The following is a 24,662-nucleotide window of genomic DNA, read 5'->3' as shown; positions in this document are numbered from 1 at the left end:
AGATAGCCTCGCTCCCTGATTTCAATGAACACGCAGTAAGTGATGAACTATTTACTCGATATTCAATACTGTACGTTAGCTGCTTAAATCCTGTATTTAAGCAGCAATTTAAAATGGATAGCGCATATGAGCGACATGATTATGGGTGATCATCGTGAGTTTATAGCTCTACACTGGGTGAAAGATGAGATTACAGAAACTCTTCGCCAAGCTACAGAATCACTGCAGGTTTATATCACCAACCCCGAAGATACAGCTGCTTTACAGCGATGCCTTAGTTTTGTTCACCAAGTATACGGCACCTTACACATTGTAGAATTGGCCGGCGCAGCGCTATTAGCGGAAGAAATAGAGATTCTAGTTCATCGCCTAATCCAACAAAAAATACGCAATCCTCAATTGGCTGTGAGTGTGCTAATGCACACGCTTTCACAATTTCCTTTGTATTTAGATAATCTTCAAGAACAAGAGCAAGACCCGCTATTAAAGTTGCTATCCTTACTGAATGATTTACGTGCAGTACAACAAGAAGCTTTTTTTACTGAAAATCATTTTTTCTTTCCCGACTTAAATGCACTGCCTAACGCTCAACCTGAAGCCCAACTGAGCAAGCTTAAAACACAAGATAACGATGCGCTTCTAAATAAACTGCAAAAGCTTTTAACTGAAGCATTACACCACTTAGTACAAGACACAGAACATACCGCCGAGCAGCTACATCAACTACTAAAAATCTATGCTCGTTTAGAAGCAATGAGCCAACAGACACCACAAGTGGTAGTTTGGCAATCGGCTTCAGCACTCACTGAAAGTCTACTAGCGCAATGCATTCCGCTATCACCGGCCGTATTGACTTTGCTACTACAAACACGGCCATTTTTACAAACCTTAACTAAAGAAGGCTGGCTCGCATTAAATCAGCCAGCACCTACTGCATTTTTAAAAAATGCCCTATTTTATATTTACCTTAGCGATCTCGATACCGAGTGTAACCGGCAACTACGCCAACAATTTAAGCTTAGTGAGAGCTTGAACTTAAACGCGTTAACCAATAGATCTGAACACAAGCAAACACCGCAAATAGCTAAGCATAATTTAATGCCAGTAATAGCTGCCGTACTTGAGGAGCTAATCGAATTACAACAAAGTCTTCAGACAACCACCAGTCTTGCTGCTATTCACGAGCAAGCGTACCGTTGCCGTCAGATTGCTGATTCGTTAGCCCTTGTTGGCAATCATGCTTTACGTAAAATTATGCTTGAACAAGCACAGCAACTTGAAGCACTTAAGGATTACGATAAGCCAACTTTACTCAACGTCTCAGGTGCTTGCTTATATGTCAGCTCAACCTTGTCAGCTAGCCAACCCCTGTCAGCGCTAGAAACTTCTGACTACCCTGCCACAGTTCTAAGCCAAAATCAGCAGCGTATGCTGCAAGCAGCACGAGCCGAATTAGAGCAGGCTAAAGAAGGCATTATTCAATTTATTTCTTCACAGTGGTCACGTACACATCTGCAATCTACAATTAGCTGTCTAAATAAGTTAAGCAGCACTTTATACTCGTTGAATTTGCTTGCTGCAGCAAAAATTTTAGATAACAGCCGCAATTACATACAACAGCAGTTACTAGCGAAAGATACTCCACCCCTATGGACTGATCTGGATGCCTTTGCCGACATTATTGCTAGTGTTGATTATTATTTAGAAGGCTTACAACAAAACTCCAGCCATCCTAACCAGCATGCTTTAACCGCAGCCATTAGAGGCTTAATAACTTTAGGCTACCCTGCTGATCTTCAACTGCCTATCCCAGCACAGGATCCACTCATACAGCTAACCAGCCCGGGTACAGTTGATAGCACACGTCCTATTTACTCTTCTTTTGATAACGAGTTAGCTTCATCTTTTACTAGCAGCAACAGCACTGTAGATGAACAGAGTAAATACTCACCCTCAATAACGAATTACTCTTCTTCTAGATTCACTGCAGCATCTTCATCTATGGAACAGCGCTTTAGTGATAACGCTTATAATCAACTTAATACTATGGATTTAACACCTCAAATGATTAATCCTCCTGCAGCCGAAACCCCTAAACACTTGCTACCTCCTCCTGCAGATGAAGAGCCAGTTGATCTTGAGCTGCAAGAAGTTTTCACTGAAGAAGCAGAAGAAGTGCTAGAAACAATCCAGATGCACTTTCCTACTTGGCAGCAAAATCTTGAAAACACGATTGCACTCAAGGAGCTTCGTCGTGCCTTTCACACCTTGAAAGGTAGTGGGCGCATGGTACGTGCTTTGATTATTGGTGAATTAGCATGGGCAATTGAAAACATGCTTAATCGAGTCATTGATCAAACTCTTACTCCTAGTAATAAGATTATTCAGCTGCTTGAGCAAGTTATTGAGGTACTGCCAACACTAGTACAGGAATATGCTCAACAACAGCAACGCCAGTCGTTTGCTGTAGACTGCCTTGCCGCTACAGCCCATGCTTTAGCTAACAATCAACCGGTACCTGATTTTGTAGCCCCTAACAGTGATACAGATACAACCGAAGTAGTTGAAGAAGTTTTAGACAAAACACTGCTTGAGATCTTTCGACAAGAAGCTCAGGGACACTTACAAAGCCTTTACGAGTTTATCCAAAACAGCGCCGAACTCTTGCCGCGGGAAATTCCTGATGCCTTGCAACGAACACTGCACACCTTAAAAGGCAGCGCAGCTATGGCTAATATCTACCCCATTTTACAATTAGCCACCCCGCTTGAACGATTAGCTAAAGAGTACAAAGCACACTTACTTAAAGTACACGAACAAGATCTAGAACTATTAAAAATTAGCGCCAAACTAATCCAAAGTGGCCTAGAACAACTATCAACTACACCATTAAAAAGCTTACCTGGTGCAGACAATGTAATTATTGCCATCAACTTGCGCATTGATAGTGCTATTCGTAATAAAAAGTTATTGGCGGCCAAAGAAAGTCAAAGCACCACAAACCAGAAAAGTATTTCTAACTTTTTGGCCACTTGCTCAGATCTTTTATTTAACTCAGAAGAATTACTTCTTCAGTGGAAATCTAACCCTGAGCCCAATCTAATACCACTTGAGCTACTTGAAGATCTTCAAGCCTTAAGCCAAAACGCACAAAATGCAAAGCTTTTCGCAATGCAACACTTAGCTGACGCATTGCATGATCTTTATCACGCTATACAACAAGAAAAGCTAACGGCCACTCCTGAGTTTTTTGGTTTAGCTGAAAAAAGTCATGAAGCATTAATGAATATGATGGATGAGTTTATGGCTGGGCTCGAAGTAACAGCGCAACCAGAAGCCATTGCTACTCTCCAAAAATTCATACAGCAAAATAAAAGTGATGCTGTAGTAGCTAATACTTTAGCTAAGCCACTGGTCCCGAACAATGAGAATAATATTTTCGCTGTTGATTACACTGACGCGGTATTAGATATTTTCTTAGAAGAAGCCTTAGAACTAATTGAAAATGCTGGCACACAGCTAGAACGCTGGCAAACTCAACCAGAGGATCAAGACACTCTCAGAGAGTTAATGCGCGAGTTACACACCTTAAAAGGTGGTGCGGCAATGGCAGGCTTATTTCCTATTAGGGACTTAGCACATGAGCTTGAATCTTTATATGAAGGATTGCTTGCCCATCTGTATCAACCCTCAGATGAGCTATTTTCACAATTACAAACAGGACACGACACTTTAGCCTCACTGATTGATCAACTGTATCAGCGACAACCGCTATCTATTCCTACTCAACTCACAGAGCGTTTAGCTAACTACCGCCACAAAGGACGCACTGCGCCAACATCTGCTGCAACTGAAAACGTTGAAGCAAGCATAGCTCAATCCGAAAAAGCACAGGTTAGTAGTTACAACAATAACCGAAGGTTACTCAACGAACATACTGCGCTCGCACTCTTTATAGCTAAGGGTGACGAAATTTTACAAAGTACTGCAGTCAATCTAGCTAACTGGGAGTTGAATCAGTCAGCAACCGAGGAATTGGATAAACTGCAACAAAATTTTGATGCTCTAAAAAGCAGTGCCGTCATGGCTGAAGTAACCTCTGTAGCTGAATTATCACAAGAGCTTGCACTGATCTATGCTGATCTGAAGCATGCAAAGATCACTGTTACCTCAGAACTCTATAATCTATTGCACGATGGACAGAATACGCTACAAGCACTGATTAACCGAGTACGTGAACATAAACCTCTGGCTTCAATAGAGGACTTAATGGCACGCATTCAAACATATCGCACCCAAGATGCTGCCACCAAAACTCCAACAGAATCTAAAGCTATCAACATACCTGATAGCTTTATGCAGCAGGCACTACAACACTTTCAAACACTACATGCTTTGCTTGAACAAGAGACCCAAGAGCAACTAAGCCTTGCAACTCGTAATCACTTACTTGTGTGCCTACAAGAATTAAAATCTGATGCCAAGCAAGCCAAAGTAACCATAATTCATAATCCCTTGAAGGATGCTCAATCAGCGTTATTAACCGAAAGCAAGCCATTGACTCGCTTAATCATGGCCCAATTGCTAGATGCCATTCAACGCGTTCTTGATCCCAACTTAACTCCAGTTCAGCTCAAAGAAATTACTCGACCTAGCACTGAGACTATTACCCTTGCTAGCTCACAGCTAGCCACGCCAAATAGAGCTGTTCTGCCCTTTGAGAAACAAAAGAAAGCATCAATCAAAACCAAGCCACAGCCCCCTACCGAACAGGTTCGGGTCTCTTCTGAACACTTAGAAGAACTGGTTAACTTGGCAGGAGAAACCTCTATTTTCCGTGGGCGAGTCGAACAGCAAGTTAGTGACTTCAGCTTTACCCTAAGCGAAATGGAAGCCACTATTGATCGAGTACGCGATCAATTACGTCGCTTAGACACGGAAACTCAAGCACAAATTTTAAGCCGCTATCAAATAGATGTGGAACAAGGCTATGAAGATTTCGACCCACTAGAAATGGATCGACACTCACAAATGCAACAGTTATCACAGGCATTATTTGAGTCCGCTTCTGACTTGCTAGACTTAAAAGAAACCCTAGCCAATCGAATCAGAGATACTGAAACACTCCTCCTACAACAGTCACGGGTCAATACTGAGTTGCAAGAGGGCTTAATGCGCACCCGCATGGTTACCTTTGACCGATTATTACCTCGCTTACGACGTATTGTGCGCCAAGTATCCGCCGAGTTAGGTAAACAAGCTGAACTGACCGTAAGTAACGCCGAGGGTGAAGTGGATCGCACCATGCTAGAACGTATGATTGCGCCCTTAGAGCATATGTTACGCAATGCGCTAGATCACGGCATTGAATCCCCTGATCAGCGCCGTTTAGCAGGCAAGCCAGAAGTAGGACAGATTCATCTAGAACTAGCCAGAGAAGGCGCCGATGTTTTGCTGATCCTCAAAGATGATGGTGACGGAGTAAACATTGAAGCAGTAAAAGAGAAAGCGATTGAGCGAGGCTGGATGAAGCAGGATGCGCCTATTTCAGATCAAGATGCGGCACAGTTTATTTTACGTTCCGGCTTAACCACTGCTAATACCCTTAGTCAAATTTCAGGGCGCGGCGTTGGAATGGATGCGGTTAACACCCAAATAAAACAAATGGGTGGTCATTTAGAAATAGAAACCCAGCGCCACAAAGGTTCTAAATTTACTATACGCTTACCCTTTACGGTATCTATCAACCGCGCACTGATGACTTATTCGGGGGATGACTTATACGCTATTCCACTGAATACCATCGAGGGTATTACTCGTATTTCTAATTTAGAACTGCAGCAACTCTACCAACAACAGCAACAAGATGGTAAACCTGCTATCTATCGCTATGCTGATCAAGACTACCAGTTAACTTATATCGGCACCCTACTCAATAGTCGACAGCAACCTAAATTACTTGGCGATGAAAACACTAGTTTACCCCTCATCTTATTACGCTCAGCCGATTATGCCGTTGCAGTACAAGTTGATGCCTTAGCTAGCTCACGTGAAATTGTTGTAAAAAGTTTAGGCCCACAATTTGCCAATGTGCCAGGTATCTCTGGAGCAACTATCTTAGGTGACGGTCGAGTGGTTATCATTCTTGACCTTATGGCAACAGTTAGAGAAAAGTTAGCCAACGGTCGTCTACTTCTACCTGAGTTTATTGCCGAACATCCAACCCTCGCAGATAAGCCTCATATTATGGTCATTGACGATTCTATTACTGTGCGTAAAGTAACTTCCCGCTTGCTAGAGCGTAATGACATGGAGGTGAGCACGGCTAAAGATGGTGTAGATGCTATTAGTCAGTTACAAGACAAAATTCCAGATCTTATGCTTTTGGATATTGAAATGCCGCGTATGGATGGCTTTGAAGTGGCCAAACTGGTGCGCCATGATGAGCGTTTAAAGCATATACCAATTGTAATGATTACTTCACGGACAGGTGATAAGCACCGTGAACGCGCCCTAAGCTTAGGGGTCAATGAATACCTTGGAAAGCCCTACCAAGAAGAACAGCTGTTGGCTGTCATCCAACACTTGTTAATTAATTAAATTATCAGCGGTGTAACTGCCTAATTAGTCACACCGCTATCAGTACTAAGGGTTTAATATGCACTCCACCACCACTCTAGACACAACGCCACTCAAAGCGTCTTTACTGCCCTTGGCGGACCACTTACTGCTGGTACCTAGCTTAGTAATTGTTGAGGTAATTGGCGCCCACCACAAACTTACTCCACAACCTGACGCTCCCCAATGGCTTCTAGGTACAACCGAATGGAAAGGGAAGCAGGTACCCGTAGTTGATTTTGAGCTAGGGTGCCAACTACCCCATACAGATAAAACCAGTAACCGTCGTCTAGTCATTATCAATGCTATTAGCGGTGATACTAGAATTAAGTTTTTTGCCCTGCGGCTATACGGTATTCCTTCAGGTATCGAGCTCTCTGCCAGCTTATTACATGAAATCCCAAACACTCCACATAACTGGACACTGAGCCAAGTCCGCATCGGTAATATTCAAGCCATTATTCCCAATCTAGTTGCATTAGAAAAAGCGATTATTACCAGTGGATTTAAAGCCCAAGTATTGGATTAGCTAAATAAGGCCGAGCGATGCTAATCACTTGAGGTAAGCGAATGCGCATGGCCACCGGTAAATGATCAGAAATGGTAATCGGCAATACTTCTACGCTTTCTAACTCTAGCTCTGAGGAAATTAAAATATGATCCAAGCAGCGCTGGGGCTTCCAGCTAGGAAAGGTTGCTTCTAATTGCGGGGCCCGTAGCTTTAGTTCAGCTAGGGGCGAGTTATTCAGCAACACATCTGGCAGGGTATTCATATCGCCCATCAAGATGCAGTGTTTATAATCGCTGACTAACTCTTTGACATACTCCAACTGCCGATTACGGACCCGAGCGCCTAAGGCTAGGTGCATCATCACCACGGCCACTTGCTGCTCACCGTGGCCAATGGGCATCAAGATTGCACCTCGACCAGGCGGTCCAGGCAAGGGATGATCTTCGATAAATTCTGGCTGAAAACGCGCCAGCAAACCATTACTGTGCTGGGCAAAGTGCCCTAAATTGCGGTTAAGCTGTTGATACCAATAAGGAAAGTGCGCCAGTTTAGACAGATACTCCACTTGATTGATATATCCAGAACGTAAACTGCCGCCGTCTACCTCCTGTAGTGCAACCACATCAAACTGACTCACTAACTGGGCAATCCGATGCAAATTATTGTTGCGTTGTTGGTGCGGTAAAATATGCTGCCAGCTACGGGTGACATAGTGGCGATAAGCTGCGGTATTAATGCCTACCTGAATATTAAAACTCAGTAGGCGCAATATCCCGTCATCCACCCACACTTTATTATCCACCAAAAAGTGTTCATTCACTTCGGGCTGACAGGGAGCGACTAAGCGGTCCTCAGGACGACGGGATAAAATCATAATACGCGCTACTTACTCTTGTTCAGACTCAGTCGCTTGGCGCTCTTGAGCAATCAGGGCATCGGCCAGTTCCGTGGTTTCGGTTAAGCCACCAGCCATGCCAATATCAAAACGGTATTTGCCGTTAATTACCAAAGCCGGTACACCTTGTACTTGATACGCCATAGCTTGTTGGCGGGCTTTTTCCATTTGGCTTTTAACCCCAAACGAATTCCAGGTTTTGTTAAAGGTTTCTTCGTCAATGCCATCGGCTTCTAAGAAGCGGGCAATTTCTTTGGCATTGGCTAAGCGTTGTTTTTTGTTATGCAACGCATCAAATACTCGGTCGTGCACTTTCTGCTCAACCTTTAAGGCCTGCAAGGTATAAAACAACTGGCCATGCACATCCCAAGCACCACCAAACATCGCTGGCATTTTGACGAAGTTGACGTCTTCAGGCAGCTGCTCAACCCAAGGATTAAGGGTCGGCTCTAACTGATAGCAATGGGGGCAGCCGTACCAAAACAGCTCTACTACTTCAATTTGATCTTTTTTCGAGACCGCCACAGGGCTCTCTAATACTACGTAATTGGTTCCCGCCACAGGCTCAACCGCCAAGGCTTGGGTTCCGAATAAACAACTGGTTGCAAGAAAAGAAGATAACAGTAGTTTGCGCATCGATGGCTCCCAAATTAGGTCAATTTAAGCTGTTTAAGACGCTTAATTAATCATTAAATTCAAATTATTCAATTCGACTCGGACTAAGTATACGTCCGTTATCCAGCCAATAGCTAAGCGATAAATATACTGTAATAAGTTAATCCAATGGCAGTCTAAACTGCACCGGAGCGGGCCTTTGCCCTTCAGTTAAATAGGTTTGCTCAGTAATCTGACACTCACTTGACAACAAACGCACTAAGGTCGTCGCTCGCGTTCCGTAGTGCTCACCGCGGATAAAAATACTCGACAATAACCGCTCAGCAGTTAAGCCCACTCCGGTATCGGGCAAAAACTCATCCTCTGCGCGCTGTGAATCTTGCATTAATGCCAACAGTTGCTGATCACTAGCCGTGCGGTAACAAGCACTAAAGGCCGTACGCAAACGCACCAACTTAGGCCAGGGTGTATCTAGACTGGCATTACATAAGGCATAAATTCCTGGACTTAAACGCTGAGGCTTAATTTGAGTCGAGTTAAAAAACCACAGTTGCTGGCGGTTACCCAGCAGTAAATTAAAGCCACTATACAGCCCCCGCTCGGCAACGACCTGCTGTAGATAGTGCTCGGGACTCAACTGCGCTTGCAGAAAGTCACTGACTAGTTGCCCACGAGAGCGCGGCCCTTCCGCTAAGTTTAAGTCGCGAATATTAGTCAGCGCCGCAACACTGCCCTGACGATTAACCCCCAACCAAGTGCCCTGAGCCTCTAAATCACGTCCTGCAATAATCTGCGGATGATCTGGCCACGCGGCTAAGGGCGCACTAGGGCGCGCCAAAAACTCATCACGATTAGCCAATAACACAAGCGGCTGTTCAGTATCTGGCTGCCAAGCAAAGACTAATAAACACATGACCACCCTCCTGTTCTGCGCGTGGATTAATTAGTGTCGAGGGCGGAGGCTGGCTCCACTTTAAAAATCACCCCGTTTTGCCCGGTGATGCGCACGGCACTACCTGCAGCTAGCTCCGGACCTTCTACCAGCCAAAAGCTGTCATTTAGCCTGATCTTACCGCGACCATTAATAATCGCCTCATGCAGCAACACTTCACGTCCGAGGTATTCTTTACCTAAATTATTCAGGCTAAAGGCTTCTGGTGCACGCAGTTTAAGACGTTTCCACCAAATCACGGCCGTGACTAGAGCTAGACACCCAAACAACGTCAGCTGCAAGGTCCAAGGCAAAGGAATCAGGGCAAGTACTGCGGCTACTAGGGCCGCAGAAATACCAAACCATAAGAAATAGCCAGCTGTCCCAAATACCTCAACTATCAATAGTAAACTGGCGATTGCCAGCCACGTCCATGGTGTCAGTTCGGTTAACAGCGCACTCATTTATTTCTTTCCGTCAAACGCAGCCTTAATGATTTCACCTACCCCCGCGACCGAGCCAACTAACTGGGTAGACTCTAAGGGCATCATGATAATTTTACTGTTATTGGCCGAAGCCACCTTACCTAAAGCATCCACATACTTTTGCGCCACAAAGTAGTTCACCGCATGCACGTTACCCTCAGCAATCGCCTCCGATACCATGCGCGTAGCTTCTGCTTCTGCTTGAGCAGCCCGCTCACGGGCTTCGGCTTCAAGGAACGCCGCTTCACGTTTACCTTGGGCGGTTAAAATTTGTGATTGCTTTTCACCTTCTGCAGTTAAAATCTCTGCTGCCCGCTTACCTTCAGCTTCCAGAATTTGCGCCCGCTTAATGCGTTCCGCTTTCATCTGACTGGCCATCGCGTCCACTAGATCCGCTGGCGGGGTGATGTCTTTAATTTCAATCCGAGTGACTTTAATCCCCCAAGGCGCAGTAGCATGATCCACCGTGGTCAGTAAGCGCTCGTTAATAGAGTCGCGCTGACTTAACATATGGTCCAGCTCCATTGAGCCTAATACCGTGCGAATATTGGTCATGACTAGATTACGAATGGCATATTCCAGATCACTCACCTCGTAGGCCGCGCGCGCAGCATCAATCACTTGAAAGAAACACACAGCATCAATCCGCACAATGGCGTTATCAGCACTGATCGCCTCTTGTGGTGGAATATCCAATACCCGCTCCATCATATTAAGCTTACGGCCAATGGTATCCATCACAGGTACAATCACATTCAGCCCAGGTTTTAAGGTTTTGATATAGCGCCCAAAACGTTCTACGGTCCACTCATCACCTTGAGGCACCACCTTGAAACCCATAAAAATAATGGCGGCGATTAAGCCAAAAAAAACAATAACTGCCGTTCCCATATCCATCTTTAATTCTCCGCTGTGTATGTCTAATCAATGTACGCCTGCGCCTTCACCGCCGAGCAGCACATCCTGTTATAAGGATTATTTAACCAGTTGTTTCCACGCCGATAAACGACGTAACTCAATTAATCGCTCAATAAGCTGTGCCGCTGGAGTCATCACCACTTGTTCTAATTCATCACTGGCAACCGCTGCCTCCGCACTTGGCCACTGCTCGGAGGTTTGGCTGAGGCTATAAATAGCCCGTAAACTGCCCAATAGTTGATCAATCTCAGCCAGCGCCAACTGCTCGCGGGCTAACTCTAGCCAAACTAATATCCGCGCTAGCCGTGGCTGTTGCTCATTAATGCGTTGCGGCTCTCGTAGGTAGTCAGTCACTGATAAAGCGTGCAACTCATCTTGCAAGAAGTGGCTTAGCCAATTCACTAACAACGCTTGGCCTTGACGTTGCCCCTTAGCATTACGCCCAACTTGCCACGCCTGTTGCTCAATCCAGAGCGCCATAGCCAAGACAAACTGGCCCCAGGCCGGTTGCTGTAACCATTCGCTGAAATGAGTCGCCACTTGCTCACGGGCAGTTTGCTGCTGGGTTGCTGCTTGGGCCAAGGGTTGCCAATGCGCAATAAACTCCTCTAATTGCTGACGCAGATGGGCGGTAGTTTTACGGGGTGCGGCTAAGCCCAAACTACTTAGAAAAGCTTTTAACTGAGCCACCTGCTGCAGCCATTGCTCAAACAATTTCCACTGCCCAGTAAAGCGATAGTGCTCAGCTAAACGCTGACTATTACCAAGTAAGTACCCACTACAAGCGGCAATCGTTTGATCTAGGTTCTGCTCCTGAGCTAAGTGCAATTTGGCTAAGCGGAGTGCATAGTGTTCAGCACCTAACAAGCGGTAACCTCGCTCGGCTTTACTCACATCACAGGGTAGCAAAACTACCTCAGCTGCTAATTGCTGAGCGACAATCAACAAGGCCACTGCGGGTCCTTGACGCAACTCAAGCTCCACTTCGCAGATTGCCTCACTGCCTTGGGCTGTCGTCACTTGGCCCTGATCCAGCGCCAGCTCAATCACTACTGGCTGCCCTTCATAGTCAAAGGCGAGTTCCAGTAACTCTCGGCTAAAGTCTGTGCGAAAAATCGGCTGCAACTGTGTTTTATCTAAGTCATTAAGTTCAATCGGCCAGCAGCTGTCATCAAGGCGTGTTAGGTCTAATTGCTCGCTGGTGAGTGGCCACTCCCACTCATTACGCGCTGCTAAACCGGCCACACTTTGGCCTCGGGTTTTTAGCGTTTGGATCAGTTGCTGACCATCTTGGCGAATCCGCAGCGCCACTGCTGAATGCGCCAAACGACAGTCCGGGGTATCAAAATACTGATTATTTAGCTGCTTAGTTTGCCAAGCCGTATCTTTTTGTAACTTTGCTACAACTGCAGACTGACGCAAGGCCTGCAAGCCTTCTAGCGTTGTTTGCAGCTTAATTTCTGTTTCAATTGCCATGTTTTACCTGTTTAAAAACGCTGAAAGCGCAAGGATGCTAGTCGAGCGACAGTTCCCACCGTATAATTAGCCCCATCATTGGAAACTGAGCGTTGCTCGCTATGTCAATTAATCCCTTTGTTAGCTTGTTTGGTCGTTCCCCTATCGGGCCGATGCAACAACATATTGCTAAAGCACATGAATGTGCGACCCACTTAGTCCCGTTCTTTCAAGCGGTTATCGCCGAAGATTGGCCTAAAGTGACTGAAGTTCAGCAAGAAATGTCGCGTCTTGAAAAAGAAGCTGACAAGCTGAAACGAAACGTGCGCATTCACCTGCCTAAAAGCCTATTTTTACCTGTGCCACGCTCAGACTTATTAGAGCTGCTCAGTGTACAGGACAAAGTAGCCAACCGCGCAAAAGATATCGCTGGACTGATGACAGGCCGTCAAATGACTATTCCACAGCCTATGCAACTCGCCATGTTGGCGTATGTGCAGCGCAGTGTGGATGCCAGCGAACAAGCGTTGCGGGCCATGAACGAACTCGATGAAGTCTTAGAAACCGGCTTTGGCTCTCGCCAAGTGGCGCGTATTACTGGGATGATCGAAGTGCTAGAAGATATCGAGCACGATACCGATCGTATCCAAATTGAAGTACGCCGCTCTCTCTACGCACTGGAGAAGGATTTGCCTCCAGTCGATGTGATGTTCTTATACACCATTATCGAATGGATCGGTGATGTCGCTGACCGTGCCGAGCGAATCGGTAACCGTCTGGAACAACTGTTAGCGCGTTAAGGTAACGCGCTAAGCTTTTTACTAGCGGAATTATTTATATGTCTTTTCTCGCCGACTACGGCTTCGTACTCTTGGTGCTGGCTTGTCTATTTGGTTTTTTTATGGCGTGGGGGGTCGGTGCAAACGACGTCGCTAACGCTATGGGAACTTCGGTAGGCTCCAAAGCGTTAACCATTAAACAGGCGATTATTATCGCCATGGTCTTTGAATTCTGCGGTGCTTATCTCGCAGGCGGTCAGGTTACCGAAACCATTAAAAATGGCATTGTGGATATGGATGTCATGACACCAGACTTACTAGTCTTGGGCATGATGTCGGCACTCTTAGCCGCTGGTACCTGGCTAATGATTGCCACCAGTAAAGGCTGGCCGGTCTCTACCACCCACTCTATTATTGGTGCGGTGGTTGGCTTCTCAGCCATTGGCGTGTCCTTCGATGCAGTGCACTGGGCAGCGATTATTCCGATCACTATGAGTTGGGTTGTTACGCCTTTCTTATCTGGAATTTTGGCCTTTGGTTTATTTGTCAGTGTACAAAAGCTGATTATTAATACCGATGATCCGTTCGCCAATGCTAAACGCTATGTGCCGTTCTATATGTTTGTCACCGGCTTTATGGTGGCAATTATGACCCTTTCAAAGGGGTTAAAGCATGTGGGCTTAGACTTATCCGATGAGCAAAGTATTTTACTGGCCATCGGCGTGGGTATTTTAGTGATGCTGCTTGGTATCTTGTTGCTGCGCAACATTAAGGTCGACACCCAAGCCAATAACAACACCTACTTTGCGGGAGTTGAAAAAGTCTTTGCGATCCTAATGATCTTCACCGCCTGTTCTATGGCCTTTGCCCATGGCGCTAACGATGTAGCCAACGCAGTTGGTCCCTTAGCGGCGATTGCCGGTGTGATTCAGTCCGAAGGCTTAACCGAGCTCACCACGAAATCAGCCGTACCCGCTTGGGTACTGTTGCTCGGCGCCCTAGGGATCGTGATCGGCTTAGCCACTTACGGCTATAAAGTTATTGCCACCGTAGGTGGACAAATTACCGAACTTACCCCAAGCCGTGGCTTTGCTGCTGAGCTTGCCACTGCTTCAACGGTGGTAGGCGCTTCAGCCATTGGCTTACCGGTATCGACTACCCACACCTTAGTCGGGGCGGTCTTAGGCATCGGTTTAGCCCGCGGTATTGGCGCACTGAACTTGCGCGTGATTGGTTCGATTTTTATGTCATGGGCCATCACCTTGCCTGCTGGTGCGTTCTTAGCGATTATCTTCTTTAGCATTTTAAAGCTGATTTTCCTCTAAGCTACAGCGTTAACCGAAACGGTATTGGCTCTGCCAATACCGTTTTTTTATGCCTAGAGAAAATATCGCCTCCCTGATTAACGCCAACCCTTGCGTAAACTGGCTGATGCATTAAATTAATCACTGACTTTACTTTGCTTTTGGATTAACCATGCCCAATTCTGTTACCTGGCTACGCAATGCCTCGCCCTATATCAATGCCCACCGCGGCCGAGTGTTTGTGGTTATGCTGCCAGGCGAGGCCATGGCTCACCCCAATTTTCAAGCCATCATTCACGACCTAGTCTTACTCCATAGCCTAGGCGTTAAGCTGGTACTGGTGCATGGTGCTCGTCCGCAAATTGAACAGCGACTGGCCGAGCAACAGCTGGCCTCGCGCTATCATCAAGGTCTGCGTATTACCGATGGCCCCACCTTAAACTGTGTGCAACAGGCAGTAGGTCAATTACGGATTCAAATAGAAGCCTTGCTCTCCACCGATATGGCCTCTTCTCCCATGCGCGGCGCCCAGGTCCAGGTCGTCAGCGGTAATTGGGTAACAGCTAAACCGATTGGCGTAGTAGAAGGAGTTGATTTACAAAGCACTGGCGAAGTACGGCGGATTAATCGTGCCGCGATTAGCCAAGTATTAGAGCGGCAAAATATTGTGCTGCTATCTGCCTTAGGCTATTCGCCGACTGGCGAGGCCTTTAACCTATCAGCCGAAACCGTTGCGACCCAAGCAGCGCTCAGCTTGCATGCCGATAAGTTAATTTTGTTTAGCCCCGAACCTGGCATTGTCGATACTAAGCAGCAACTATTACGTGAACTGAACCTTGAACAAGCCCGGCAGCTAGCCGAGCAACTACCCACTACCGCGCCCAGTCGTTCGTTATTAAGTAGCGCCGTACAAGCCTGCGCTGAGACTGTTAAGCGCTGCCATGTAGTCAGCTATGCCGAAGATGGCGCCTTATTAACCGAACTCTTTACCCGCGATGGCAGCGGCACCTTAATTAGTGCCGGGCTATTTGAACAAGTACGTGAGGCTAGTATTGAAGATGTGGGCGGCTTACTCGAGCTAATTCGCCCCCTTGAAGAACAAGGAATCCTAGTGCGCCGCTCAAGAGATCTACTTGAGCAAGAGATTAGCCACTTCTCGATTGTCGAGCGTGACGGCACCATCATTGCCTGCGCCGCCTTATATGAGTTTCCCCAAGAACAAACAGGAGAGCTCGCCTGCTTAGCAGTCCACCCTGAATATCGCCACGGCGGCCGTGGTGATGCCGTACTGGAGCGGATTGAGCAGCGCGCTCAAGCCCAGGGCTTAAATAGCCTGTTTGTCCTTACTACCCGTACCGCACACTGGTTCCAAGAGCGCGGCTTTGAACCTTGCCAGCTCGAACAATTACCACAGAAAAAAGCTGAGTTATACAACTTCCAACGCAATTCTAAAGTTTTTCGCAAAACCTTGGGATAATACGCATTCGATTAAAAATACGTTAATATCCTCCCGATCTCGAAAAAATTGCATTTCAGCATTTTCGACAAACAAACCTCAAGGAGTCATCCCATGATTAAAGGTAAATCCCTCGCATGGGCCCTGTCCGCTACGCTGGCAGGTCTTAGCTTAGGCGCTACCAGCGCTGTGCAAGCAGACGATAAGTTTGTAACCATCGGTACAGGTGGCCAAACTGGAGTGTATTACGTAGCTGGGCAGTCAATCTGCCGCTTTGTAAACCGCGATACTAAAACTACCGGCATCAAATGCAACGCCCCAGCCAGTGGCGGCGGTGTAGCCAACGTAAATGGCATTCGCAGCGGCGAATTTAACTTTGGGGTGATGCAGTCTGATCACCAATACAAAGCTATGGAGGGTCTGGCGCCCTTTGAAAAAGAAGGCGCAATGGACGATATCCGCGCAGTATTTTCTCTGCAAAGTGAAGTATTCACCATTTTGGCCCGCCGTGATGCGCATATCGCCAATTTTGATGACCTTAAAGGCAAACGTGTAAACGTTGGTAACCCAGGTTCAGGTCAGCGTGACACCTTAGAAGAAATCATGGCTGTCAAAGGCTGGAGTAAAAAAGACTTTGCCTTAGCTGCAGAGCTTAAACCAGCTGAACAAGCCAGTGCGTTAGGCGACAATAACATTGATGCCATGACTTACTTCGTAGGTCATCCCAATGGCGCAATTCAAGAAGCCACCACCACCGTCGACTCGGTGTTAGTTCCGGTCACTGGCGAAGCAATTGATCAGCTCCTAGCAGAAAAATCCTACTACACCAAAGCCGAAATTCCAGGTGGCGTGTACAAGGGTAATGACAATCCAACGCCATCGATTGGTGGTAAAGCCGTATTAACTACCAGCGCTAAAGTCAGCGATGACACGGTTTACGCATTAGTAAAATCAGTATTCGACAACTTAGATCGCTTTAAGAAATTGCACCCTGCATTTAAAGATCTAAAAGAAGAAGAAATGATCAAAGCCGGTCTCTCTGCGCCTTTACATGACGGTGCGGTGCGTTACTACAAAGAACGCGGCTGGATGTAAGTTAAACGCGTTACTTCGCGATTGTAATTGAACGCCCCACCTACTCAGGTGCGGGCGTTTTTCGCTTTCTTAGCTGTTAACAGCAGGTTCTTTTATGCCTGAGAAACAACTTTCTACCCAAGAGCTGATTGCTCAAGATACCGGTGCGCGCTTGCCCGATGGCGTAATGGCCAAGGTGATGGCTGGCTTGGCATTATTATGGTCGAGCTTCCAACTCTGGATTGCCTCACCACTGCCCTTCATTTTCGGATTTGGGGTGTTTAATGACACCCAAGCCCGCGCAATCCATTTAACTTTTGCGCTGTTATTAGCTTTTTTAGCTTATCCAGCCTTTAAGCGCTCACCCCGTAACCGTGTGCCCTTAATTGATATTGCTTTGGGACTGGTGGCTGCCGCCAGTGCTGCCTACCTGTTTATTTTTTATCAACAGTTAGCGCTACGCCCAGGCAGTTTAACCACTGGCGACATGGTAACCGCCTGTATTGGTATTCCCTTGCTGCTGGAAGCCACCCGTCGCGCCCTTGGTCCACCACTGGCGATTATTGCCCTAATCTTTTTAATCTACAGTTTGGCCGGCCCTTATATGCCCAGCCTGATCGCCCACCGCGGCGTCAGTATTAATGCGCTTGCAAACCATCAGTGGATTACCACCGAAGGGGTGTTCGGCATTGCATTAGGCGTTTCCACCAGCTTTGTGTTCTTATTTGTACTCTTTGGGGCGCTACTCGAACGTGCTGGAGCCGGTAACTATTTTATCCAGCTAGCCTTTAGCCTACTGGGACACATGCGCGGTGGTCCGGCCAAAGCGGCGGTGGTTTCTTCTGCACTGACCGGGATGATTTCTGGCTCATCAATTGCCAACGTAGTGACCACCGGTACCTTCACTATTCCGATGATGAAACGCGTTGGTTTCTCAGCAGAAAAAGCCGGGGCTGTGGAAGTGGCGTCCTCGGTTAACGGGCAAATTATGCCGCCAGTGATGGGCGCTGCTGCGTTTTTGATGGTGGAATATGTGGGGATTCCCTACGTTGAAGTGATCAAGCATGCCTTCTTACCAGCGGCAATTTCCTATATTGCCTTGCTCTATATTGTGCACCTTGAAGCGCTAAAACTGGGCATGCAGCCAATTGGTGAACACACACCCAAACCTTGGTTACGCCGCTTAACCGGTTTTGCCTTTGGCGTGATGCTGATCTCGGGTATTTCACTGCTGGTATATTACGGGCTCGGCTGGCTCAAGCCTATGCTGGGCGAGTACATGCTGTTAGGTTCGGCCATTATTTTATTGGTCACCTATTTAGGCTTGTTAAAAATTGCGGCTTCAAATCCACCGCTGCCAGCGGATGCCTCAGATAAACCGATTGATGTACTACCGAAAACGAAAGAGGTGCTACTGTCTGGCCTACACTTTATTTTACCGGTGGTGGTGTTGGTCTGGTGTTTGATGGTCGAACGCTTGTCGCCCGGATTGTCTGCATTCTGGGGCAGTGTGATGCTGATGCTGATTTTAATCACCCAGCGCCCATTGCTGAACTGGATGCGCAAAGACCATAGCTTTAATCATGGCAGCTTTACCGATGGTTTAATCGACCTACGTGAAGGCTTAATTTCCGGTGCGCGCAACATGATTGGAATTGGGATTGCAACCGCAGCGGCTGGAATCATCGTCGGTGCCGTTTCCCAAACCGGTGTTGGGCTAGTTCTTGCGGATTTAGTCGAACTACTGTCGATGGGCAACCTACTGTTGATGCTGCTATTTACTGCGGTATTTAGCTTGATTTTAGGTATGGGTTTACCCACTACCGCCAACTACATTGTGGTATCAAGCCTGCTAGCACCCGTGATTGTCCAGCTGGGCCAACAAAATGGACTGATCGTGCCATTAATTGCCGTGCACTTATTCGTGTTTTACTTCGGCATTATGGCGGACGTTACGCCACCTGTTGGTTTGGCCTCCTTCGCGGCGGCAGCGGTTTCAAAAGGAAGCCCAATCAAAACCGGCGTGCAGGCCTTTTACTACAGCTTGCGTACTGCAGCACTGCCTTTCTTGTTCATCTTTAACACCGATTTACTGTTAATCGATGTGAGCTTTTGGCACGGGTTGTTAATCTTTGTTGTAGCCACTATCGCGATGCTGATCTTTGCCGCCGGAACCCAAGGTTGGTTTATTACCAAAAACCGTTGGTACGACAGTGTCTTACTGTTATTAGTAGCTTTCACCTTATTCCGCCCTGGCTTTTGGATGGATAAGTTACATGACCCTTACCAAGAAATTCCACTAACCGAAATGGTGCAAGCCTTAGGTCAAGTCGATGAAGGCAGCCAACTACGTTTACGGATCATGGGTGAAGATGGTATTGGTCAGCCCCGTGAGTTTGTCTTGTTACTGCCAGTGCCTTCTGGCGATACAGGTGAGCAACGCTTAGAAAAACTAGGCCTAGAACTGATGGTCGAAGATGGCAAATTACTGGTCGACAACGTAGCTTTTGGCAGCCAGGCGGCTGACCTTGGCTTAGAGTTTGATCAGGAAATTTTACGCGTTCGTGCACCGACCGATCGTATCCAGAAAGAATGGATGTGGATTCCAGGCTTGCTGTTATTAGGCTTTATCGCTTGGCTGCAAAGCCGACGTCGTCGCTTAGCACTCGCAACCGCCTAAAAGCGGCACTGTTAGCCTAAAAATAACGGTCAGTCATTTTACTGACCGTTATTTTTTAGCCTGCATTTAATAACACCGGTGGCACGGCTGTGCCTCGTGCATCAATCAGCTGACCAAACCAATGCAATTCTGCCGCCAATGCCGCAACGTCGCCAACCACCAATAATGAAGGCGCTTTAAAGGCATGTTCAGTAGCCAGCTGGGGTATCTGCGCTAACTCCCCCAATAACACCCGTTGATTTGGCCGCGAACCATTTTCAATCAAGGCACAGCTTGTCTCGGCGGCACGACCTTCGGCTAGCAAACGTTGGCTAAAAGCTAAAATCTGCTGTAACCCCATGTATACCACCAGCGTTTGATCCTCAGAACTGCTGACCAAACTCACGGGCTGACTATTTGCCTGTTGATGCCCAGTAATTAACTGCACGCCTTGGGCATATTCACGGTGGGTTAAAGGAATCCCACTGTAAGCACCACAGGCCAAGGCAGCGGTAATTCCAGGGACTACCCGATACGGCACCTGATGCGCTCTTAGTACGCTCAGCTCTTCGCCGCCACGACCAAAAACAAAGGCATCGCCCCCTTTCAGCCGCACCACGGTTAAACCTTGGGCCACATAATCCAGCATCAACTGATGTATTCGGGCTTGGGTCGCGTGGTGATCTTCACCTACCTTTTTTCCGACATAAACTTGGGTAGCATCACGCCGAGCTAGCTCTAAAATTTCATCACTCACCAAGCGATCATACAAAATCACATCCGCCTGATTCAGTGCGCGCAATCCATGCAAGGTCAATAAACCAGGATCACCTGAACCTGCACCGACTAAAATCACCTGCCCTGTACTAGGCAGTCGTGGCTGCTGCAAAGCCGCCTCTAAACGCTGGCAAGCGGTGTTCCACTGCGCGGCCTGCACTGCTTGCGCCACTGGTCCTTCAATCACCCAATCATAAAAAGCACGGCGTGCTTCTAGCTCTGGAAACTGTCGCTGAATTGCCTGGCGATACTGCTGCAGTAACTGAGTCATGTCAGCCAAAGACTCATCCAATACTGTTTCCAGTTTAGCCCGCACATAACGCGCCATCATCGGCGCAGCCCCAGCGGAAGAAATGGCAATCGTTAAGGGCGCCCGATCAACAATCGCAGGAACCTGATAACTGGATAATTCGGCATCATCCACCACATTGACTAAGCGAAAACGCGCCTCTGCATCATCGGCAATTTGTGCGTTAAGACTGCGGTTATTGGTCGCCGCCACGGCTAAATACACTTGATCTAAGTCGCTCGCTTGATAATCGCGTTGCAACCAAGTGATTTGCTGAGCCGCATGCCAGCGCTGCACTTGCTCACTGGCGTGATGGGCCACCACTGTAATCAACGCCTGACTTTTAAGTAATAAGTGGATTTTACGCTCGGCAATTTCACCCGCCCCCACGACCAGTACCGGACGCTTAGCTAAGTTGGCAAATAAAGGAAATAACGCAGTGTCAGTCATGATCATTCTTCAGCTAGCAAATGAAAGGTAACCAGTGTTTGGGTTATTAATGGCCTACCTGTTAGATCGCTACTTTATAAAGCGCCAGCCACGGCAACAACCAGCGTTTAGCTATATCGATATGCCTCTCTAACCATATAAATTTATGGTCTTAGCTAAGCCCATGGGTTGTTTGCTAATTTTTAATAAGCCATAACCAGTGGCCTGAATTAATCATTGATTTCAGGCTTTTTTAGCAAATTCATTATTTGGAGGGCAGATGATGACGCAGATAATTCCTACTCAGTCGACTGACAGCTATCCCGCCCGTTGGGCCAAGCTGCTAGATGACTTACACCAGATTGCGCAGCACTCGCCGACTACTGCTTTTGCTAATTCTTTAGGCGCTGAAGATATGGTGTTACAGCATGCCTTAAGCGTGCTTAAACAGACTCACCCTGAGCTCAGCATTACCAGCTTTGTGATCGATACGGGTCGTTTACATAGTGCTACTTTGCAGTTAATTGACACCATTGAGCAACGCTACGGCACCTCACTGACGGTTTTACATCCTGATCCCGAGCAGGTTGAAGCACATGTAAAAGCCCATGGCGCTTTTGCTTTCTATGAGAGTTTAGCGCTGCGTAAAGCCTGCTGCACGATTCGCAAAGTGGCGCCCTTACAAGCATTTTTACCGCAGTTTTCGGCCTGGATTACTGGGCAGCGTAAAGACCAAGCCATCACCCGCGCTCACTTGGATTTTCAAGAGCAGGATGAGGTGTTTGGCTTAATTAAATTTAATCCGCTACGTGATTGGTCGTTTGCCGATATCTGGACCGCGATTCGCCACCAGCAGATCCCCTACAACCCGCTGCATGATCAGGGTTACCCATCGATTGGCTGCGAACCCTGTACCCGCGCCATTAAACCCGATGAAGACCTGCGCGCTGGCCGCTGGTGGTGGGAGCAGCGCGATACCGTTGAGTGTGGTTTACACGCCACCAATTTAGAACACTCTCAGCATTAATGGCCTTGCCCGCTGCCAATGCTTAATTTTTATTGATAGGAATCACCATGAGCACAGTTGCAAACTCCCATCTAGATTGGCTAGAAGCAGAAGCCATCTATGTGTTGCGTGAAATTGCGGCAGAATGCCAACGCCCCGTTTTATTATTCTCTGGTGGCAAGGATTCAGCCGTACTGCTTAAACTGGCCGAAAAAGCTTTTCGTCCAGGTAAATTTCCTTTTCCTTTGATGCATATTGATACCGGCCATAACTATCCTGAGGTCATCGAGTTTCGTGATCAATACGTCGCCCAGCTTGGCGAGCAATTAATTGTCCGTTCGGTTGAAGACTCGATCGCGCGGGGAACCGTCACCCTGCACCACGCCAATGCTTCGCGCAACGGCGCGCAAGCGGTGACTTTGCTGGAGGCCATCGAGGAATTTGGCTTTGACGCCTGCATTGGTGGCGCCCGCCGTGATGAAGAAAAAGCAAGGGCCAAAGAGCGCTTTGTCTCGTTTCGTGATGCCTTTGGCCAGTGGGATCCTAAAAATCAGCGTCCCGAGCTCTGGCACCTGTTTAATACAAGAATCCATCCAGGCGAGAACCTGCGGGCGTTCCCGATTTCTAACTGGACTGAAATGGATGTCTGGCAATACATCGAACGCGAGCAAATTGCTCTGCCGCCGATTTATTACAGCCACAAACGTGAGGTGGTGCGTCGCGACGGCTTATTGGTGCCCAATACCCCACTCACACCGCCCAAAGAAGGCGAAATAATCGAAGTAGTGGATGTGCGTTTTCGCACCGTGGGCGATATTTCCTGCACCTGCCCTGTTGAGTCGTTAGCCAGTAATCCGCTGGAAATTATTCAAGAAACCGCCATTGCCACCTTAACCGAGCGAGGCGCCACGCGGATGGATGATCAAAGCTCGGAAGCCTCCATGGAACACCGTAAACGTCAGGGGTATTTCTAATGACTACACAGGATTTAAACTGGCTCAACAGCCAACAAACCGATGTACTGCGCTTTATTACTGCCGGCTCAGTGGATGATGGTAAATCTACCCTGATTGGTCGCCTCTTGTTTGATACCAAAGGTGTTTTTATTGATCAACTGGCGGCGATTAATCGCTCCAAATATAAGCGCACCGAGCAGGATCAACCCGACCTAGCCCTATTAACCGATGGCTTAGAAGCAGAGCGGGAGCAAGGCATTACCATTGATGTAGCCTATCGCTACTTTGCCACCCCCAAACGCAAATTTATTGTTGCTGATGCCCCAGGCCATGAGCAGTACACCCGCAATATGATCACCGGTGCCTCGACTGCGCAAGCAGCGATTATTTTAATTGATGCCAGTAAGATCAAACATGGCCAATTGCTTACCCAAACCCGCCGTCACTCTGTGATTGCGCAGCTGCTGGGAATTGAGCACATTATCGTCGCGGTCAATAAAATGGATTTAGTTAACTGGGATCAACAGGTGTTTGTACAAATTCAACAGGCCTATCAGGAACTGGCGCAGCAAGTGGGCATTGAGCAGTTTCATATCATTCCGGTCGCAGCCTTAACTGGCGATAACATTAGCACTGCCAGCGCCCACACCCCATGGTATAACGGTCCGACTTTGTTGCATCTATTAGAAACCTTACCTACCAATACGCAACCGCTTGCGGCCAATGCTAAGCTCTACGTGCAGTGGGTGATTCGGCATAATGGCCAAGCCCAAGATGCCTTCCGTGGTTATGCCGGCCAATTATTAGAAGGCCAGCTTAAAGTAGGCGACAGCATTAGCGTCTGGCCTAGCCAAGTGCAAGCCACCATTAAACAACTGTATCGCTCAGGCCAAGCTGTGAGCGAGGTGCAGGCTGGCGATGCGATTACTGTAGAGCTGCAAGAAAATATTGATATTTCGCGGGGTGATTTAATTACCCAGGCTGAAGTTCAGGTGCCGTTAGAGCGCAAGCTAGAGGCAGATATTTGCTGGCTTGATACGACCCCAGTGAATCTCGCTCGCACCTATTGGCTAAAACAAGGTACTCGCCTAACCCAAACTAAACTGACACAAATTCACCATGTGCGAGATATCGCAACCCTAGAACCTAATCAAGACAAAGCCACACTGGAGATGAATGACATTGCCCGCATTAGCTTGCTAGCCCGCGACCCTCTGATTCATCTGCCTTATCAACAGCAAAAAGCCATTGGTGCTTTTATTTTGATTGATCCTTCTTCTAATCAAACCGTGGCTGCAGGCATGCTGCAATAACACGGCCAATCCTGCGCTCGCGGTTAACTCTATGAATTAGCCGCGAGCCCGCTTGTTAATTCCCACCTGTACCACCCTCCGCATCACCCTCAGGCCCTCAATCTGTTGCACGTTACCCCAGCATAAAGTGCAATATTATAACTTTTTGTTGATTTGTTACGTTATAACACTAAAATGACTGCGTTTTGATAG

At 47.4% G+C, this 24,662-nt stretch carries 17 protein-coding genes; 10 read left to right on the top strand and 7 right to left on the bottom strand.

The genetic code is table 11. The features are described 5' to 3' along the window. Nucleotides 1-126: 126 nt before the first annotated feature. Entirely contained in the window at nucleotides 127-6,600 is a 6,474-nt protein-coding gene (locus tag AC2T15_RS00310; protein WP_486778450.1) for a hybrid sensor histidine kinase/response regulator, read from the top strand. A 58-nt stretch (nucleotides 6,601-6,658) separates the two neighbouring features. Beyond that, nucleotides 6,659-7,147: a chemotaxis protein CheW gene (locus AC2T15_RS00305; RefSeq protein WP_486778449.1), complete on the top strand. Its 489-nt coding sequence runs from the start codon at nucleotides 6,659-6,661 to the stop codon at nucleotides 7,145-7,147. Here AC2T15_RS00305 and AC2T15_RS00300 read toward each other — a convergent pair. From AC2T15_RS00300 to AC2T15_RS00275, 6 genes are all read right to left on the bottom strand, one after another. After that, nucleotides 7,125-8,000: an endonuclease/exonuclease/phosphatase family protein gene (locus AC2T15_RS00300; protein WP_053101960.1), complete on the bottom strand. Its 876-nt coding sequence runs from the start codon at nucleotides 7,998-8,000 to the stop codon at nucleotides 7,125-7,127. The genes AC2T15_RS00305 and AC2T15_RS00300 overlap by 23 nt on opposite strands. Nucleotides 8,001-8,015: 15 nt before the next feature. Next, complete coding sequence (locus AC2T15_RS00295) at nucleotides 8,016-8,660, bottom strand: thiol:disulfide interchange protein DsbA/DsbL (RefSeq protein WP_486778448.1); 645 nt, start codon at nucleotides 8,658-8,660, stop codon at nucleotides 8,016-8,018. Between the two features lie 139 nt (nucleotides 8,661-8,799). After that, a complete protein-coding gene (locus tag AC2T15_RS00290; protein ID WP_486778447.1) occupies nucleotides 8,800-9,552 on the bottom strand; it encodes an NRDE family protein in 753 nt (250 codons plus the stop codon). Between the two features lie 26 nt (nucleotides 9,553-9,578). Continuing rightward, nucleotides 9,579-10,034, bottom strand: coding sequence for an NfeD family protein (locus AC2T15_RS00285; protein ID WP_486778446.1), 456 nt, complete (start codon nucleotides 10,032-10,034; stop codon nucleotides 9,579-9,581). Beyond that, nucleotides 10,035-10,952, bottom strand: a complete 918-nt coding sequence (locus AC2T15_RS00280) for an SPFH domain-containing protein (RefSeq protein ID WP_053103266.1) — start codon at nucleotides 10,950-10,952, stop codon at nucleotides 10,035-10,037. Nucleotides 10,953-11,030: 78 nt separating this feature from the next. Further along, nucleotides 11,031-12,449 (bottom strand): CYTH domain-containing protein, encoded by a 1,419-nt coding sequence (locus tag AC2T15_RS00275; protein WP_486778445.1) that lies wholly within the window; start codon nucleotides 12,447-12,449, stop codon nucleotides 11,031-11,033. A 101-nt stretch (nucleotides 12,450-12,550) separates the two neighbouring features. On the opposite strand from AC2T15_RS00275, the gene AC2T15_RS00270 reads away from it, so the two are divergent. From AC2T15_RS00270 to AC2T15_RS00250, 5 genes are all read left to right on the top strand, one after another. Beyond that, complete coding sequence (locus AC2T15_RS00270; RefSeq protein WP_053100866.1) at nucleotides 12,551-13,228, top strand: TIGR00153 family protein; 678 nt, start codon at nucleotides 12,551-12,553, stop codon at nucleotides 13,226-13,228. 38 nt (nucleotides 13,229-13,266) lie between these two features. Beyond that, a complete protein-coding gene (locus AC2T15_RS00265; RefSeq protein ID WP_053103264.1) occupies nucleotides 13,267-14,532 on the top strand; it encodes an inorganic phosphate transporter in 1,266 nt (421 codons plus the stop codon). A 151-nt stretch (nucleotides 14,533-14,683) separates the two neighbouring features. Continuing rightward, complete coding sequence (gene argA / locus AC2T15_RS00260) at nucleotides 14,684-15,988, top strand: amino-acid N-acetyltransferase (protein ID WP_486778444.1); 1,305 nt, start codon at nucleotides 14,684-14,686, stop codon at nucleotides 15,986-15,988. A 96-nt stretch (nucleotides 15,989-16,084) separates the two neighbouring features. Next, a complete protein-coding gene (locus tag AC2T15_RS00255) occupies nucleotides 16,085-17,062 on the top strand; it encodes a TAXI family TRAP transporter solute-binding subunit (protein WP_053101959.1) in 978 nt (325 codons plus the stop codon). 94 nt (nucleotides 17,063-17,156) lie between these two features. Continuing rightward, a complete protein-coding gene (locus AC2T15_RS00250) occupies nucleotides 17,157-19,721 on the top strand; it encodes a TRAP transporter permease (protein ID WP_486778443.1) in 2,565 nt (854 codons plus the stop codon). Nucleotides 19,722-19,776: 55 nt separating this feature from the next. Here AC2T15_RS00250 and cysG read toward each other — a convergent pair whose 3' ends face one another. Then, nucleotides 19,777-21,216, bottom strand: coding sequence for a siroheme synthase CysG (gene cysG / locus AC2T15_RS00245; RefSeq protein WP_486778442.1), 1,440 nt, complete (start codon nucleotides 21,214-21,216; stop codon nucleotides 19,777-19,779). A gap of 259 nt (nucleotides 21,217-21,475) precedes the next feature. Here cysG and AC2T15_RS00240 point away from each other — a divergent pair, with 259 nt between their 5' ends. From AC2T15_RS00240 to AC2T15_RS00230, 3 genes are read left to right on the top strand one after another with little or no spacing between them, the layout of a single operon-like run. Beyond that, nucleotides 21,476-22,222: a phosphoadenylyl-sulfate reductase gene (locus tag AC2T15_RS00240; RefSeq protein WP_486778441.1), complete on the top strand. Its 747-nt coding sequence runs from the start codon at nucleotides 21,476-21,478 to the stop codon at nucleotides 22,220-22,222. Nucleotides 22,223-22,269: 47 nt separating this feature from the next. Further along, the gene (gene cysD / locus AC2T15_RS00235; protein WP_286594038.1) at nucleotides 22,270-23,175 is read left to right on the top strand and encodes a sulfate adenylyltransferase subunit CysD; all 906 of its coding nucleotides are present in this window, start codon (nucleotides 22,270-22,272) and stop codon (nucleotides 23,173-23,175) included. Beyond that, a complete protein-coding gene (locus tag AC2T15_RS00230; protein WP_486778440.1) occupies nucleotides 23,175-24,470 on the top strand; it encodes a sulfate adenylyltransferase subunit 1 in 1,296 nt (431 codons plus the stop codon). The genes cysD and AC2T15_RS00230 overlap by 1 nt, the downstream gene beginning before the upstream one ends. Nucleotides 24,471-24,662 lie beyond the last annotated feature (192 nt).

The sequence above is a fragment of the Thiopseudomonas sp. SA1F2-1K genome (genome assembly GCF_057443035.1).
The sequence above is the reverse complement of the archived record's forward strand: the minus strand, read 5'-3'. Positions and strand labels throughout refer to the sequence as shown.

Coding starts and splice junctions, on each gene's coding strand:
- cysD (WP_286594038.1), top strand. CDS start 22,270: ATGAGCACAGTTGCAAACTCCCATCTAGATTGGCTAGAAGCAGAAGCC.
- AC2T15_RS00295 (WP_486778448.1), bottom strand. CDS start 8,660: ATGCGCAAACTACTGTTATCTTCTTTTCTTGCAACCAGTTGTTTATTC.
- AC2T15_RS00290 (WP_486778447.1), bottom strand. CDS start 9,552: ATGTGTTTATTAGTCTTTGCTTGGCAGCCAGATACTGAACAGCCGCTT.
- AC2T15_RS00310 (WP_486778450.1), top strand. CDS start 127: ATGAGCGACATGATTATGGGTGATCATCGTGAGTTTATAGCTCTACAC.
- AC2T15_RS00240 (WP_486778441.1), top strand. CDS start 21,476: ATGATGACGCAGATAATTCCTACTCAGTCGACTGACAGCTATCCCGCC.
- AC2T15_RS00285 (WP_486778446.1), bottom strand. CDS start 10,034: ATGAGTGCGCTGTTAACCGAACTGACACCATGGACGTGGCTGGCAATC.
- AC2T15_RS00230 (WP_486778440.1), top strand. CDS start 23,175: ATGACTACACAGGATTTAAACTGGCTCAACAGCCAACAAACCGATGTA.
- AC2T15_RS00270 (WP_053100866.1), top strand. CDS start 12,551: ATGTCAATTAATCCCTTTGTTAGCTTGTTTGGTCGTTCCCCTATCGGG.
- AC2T15_RS00275 (WP_486778445.1), bottom strand. CDS start 12,449: ATGGCAATTGAAACAGAAATTAAGCTGCAAACAACGCTAGAAGGCTTG.
- argA (WP_486778444.1), top strand. CDS start 14,684: ATGCCCAATTCTGTTACCTGGCTACGCAATGCCTCGCCCTATATCAAT.
- AC2T15_RS00265 (WP_053103264.1), top strand. CDS start 13,267: ATGTCTTTTCTCGCCGACTACGGCTTCGTACTCTTGGTGCTGGCTTGT.
- AC2T15_RS00250 (WP_486778443.1), top strand. CDS start 17,157: ATGCCTGAGAAACAACTTTCTACCCAAGAGCTGATTGCTCAAGATACC.
- AC2T15_RS00280 (WP_053103266.1), bottom strand. CDS start 10,952: ATGGATATGGGAACGGCAGTTATTGTTTTTTTTGGCTTAATCGCCGCC.
- AC2T15_RS00305 (WP_486778449.1), top strand. CDS start 6,659: ATGCACTCCACCACCACTCTAGACACAACGCCACTCAAAGCGTCTTTA.
- cysG (WP_486778442.1), bottom strand. CDS start 21,216: ATGACTGACACTGCGTTATTTCCTTTATTTGCCAACTTAGCTAAGCGT.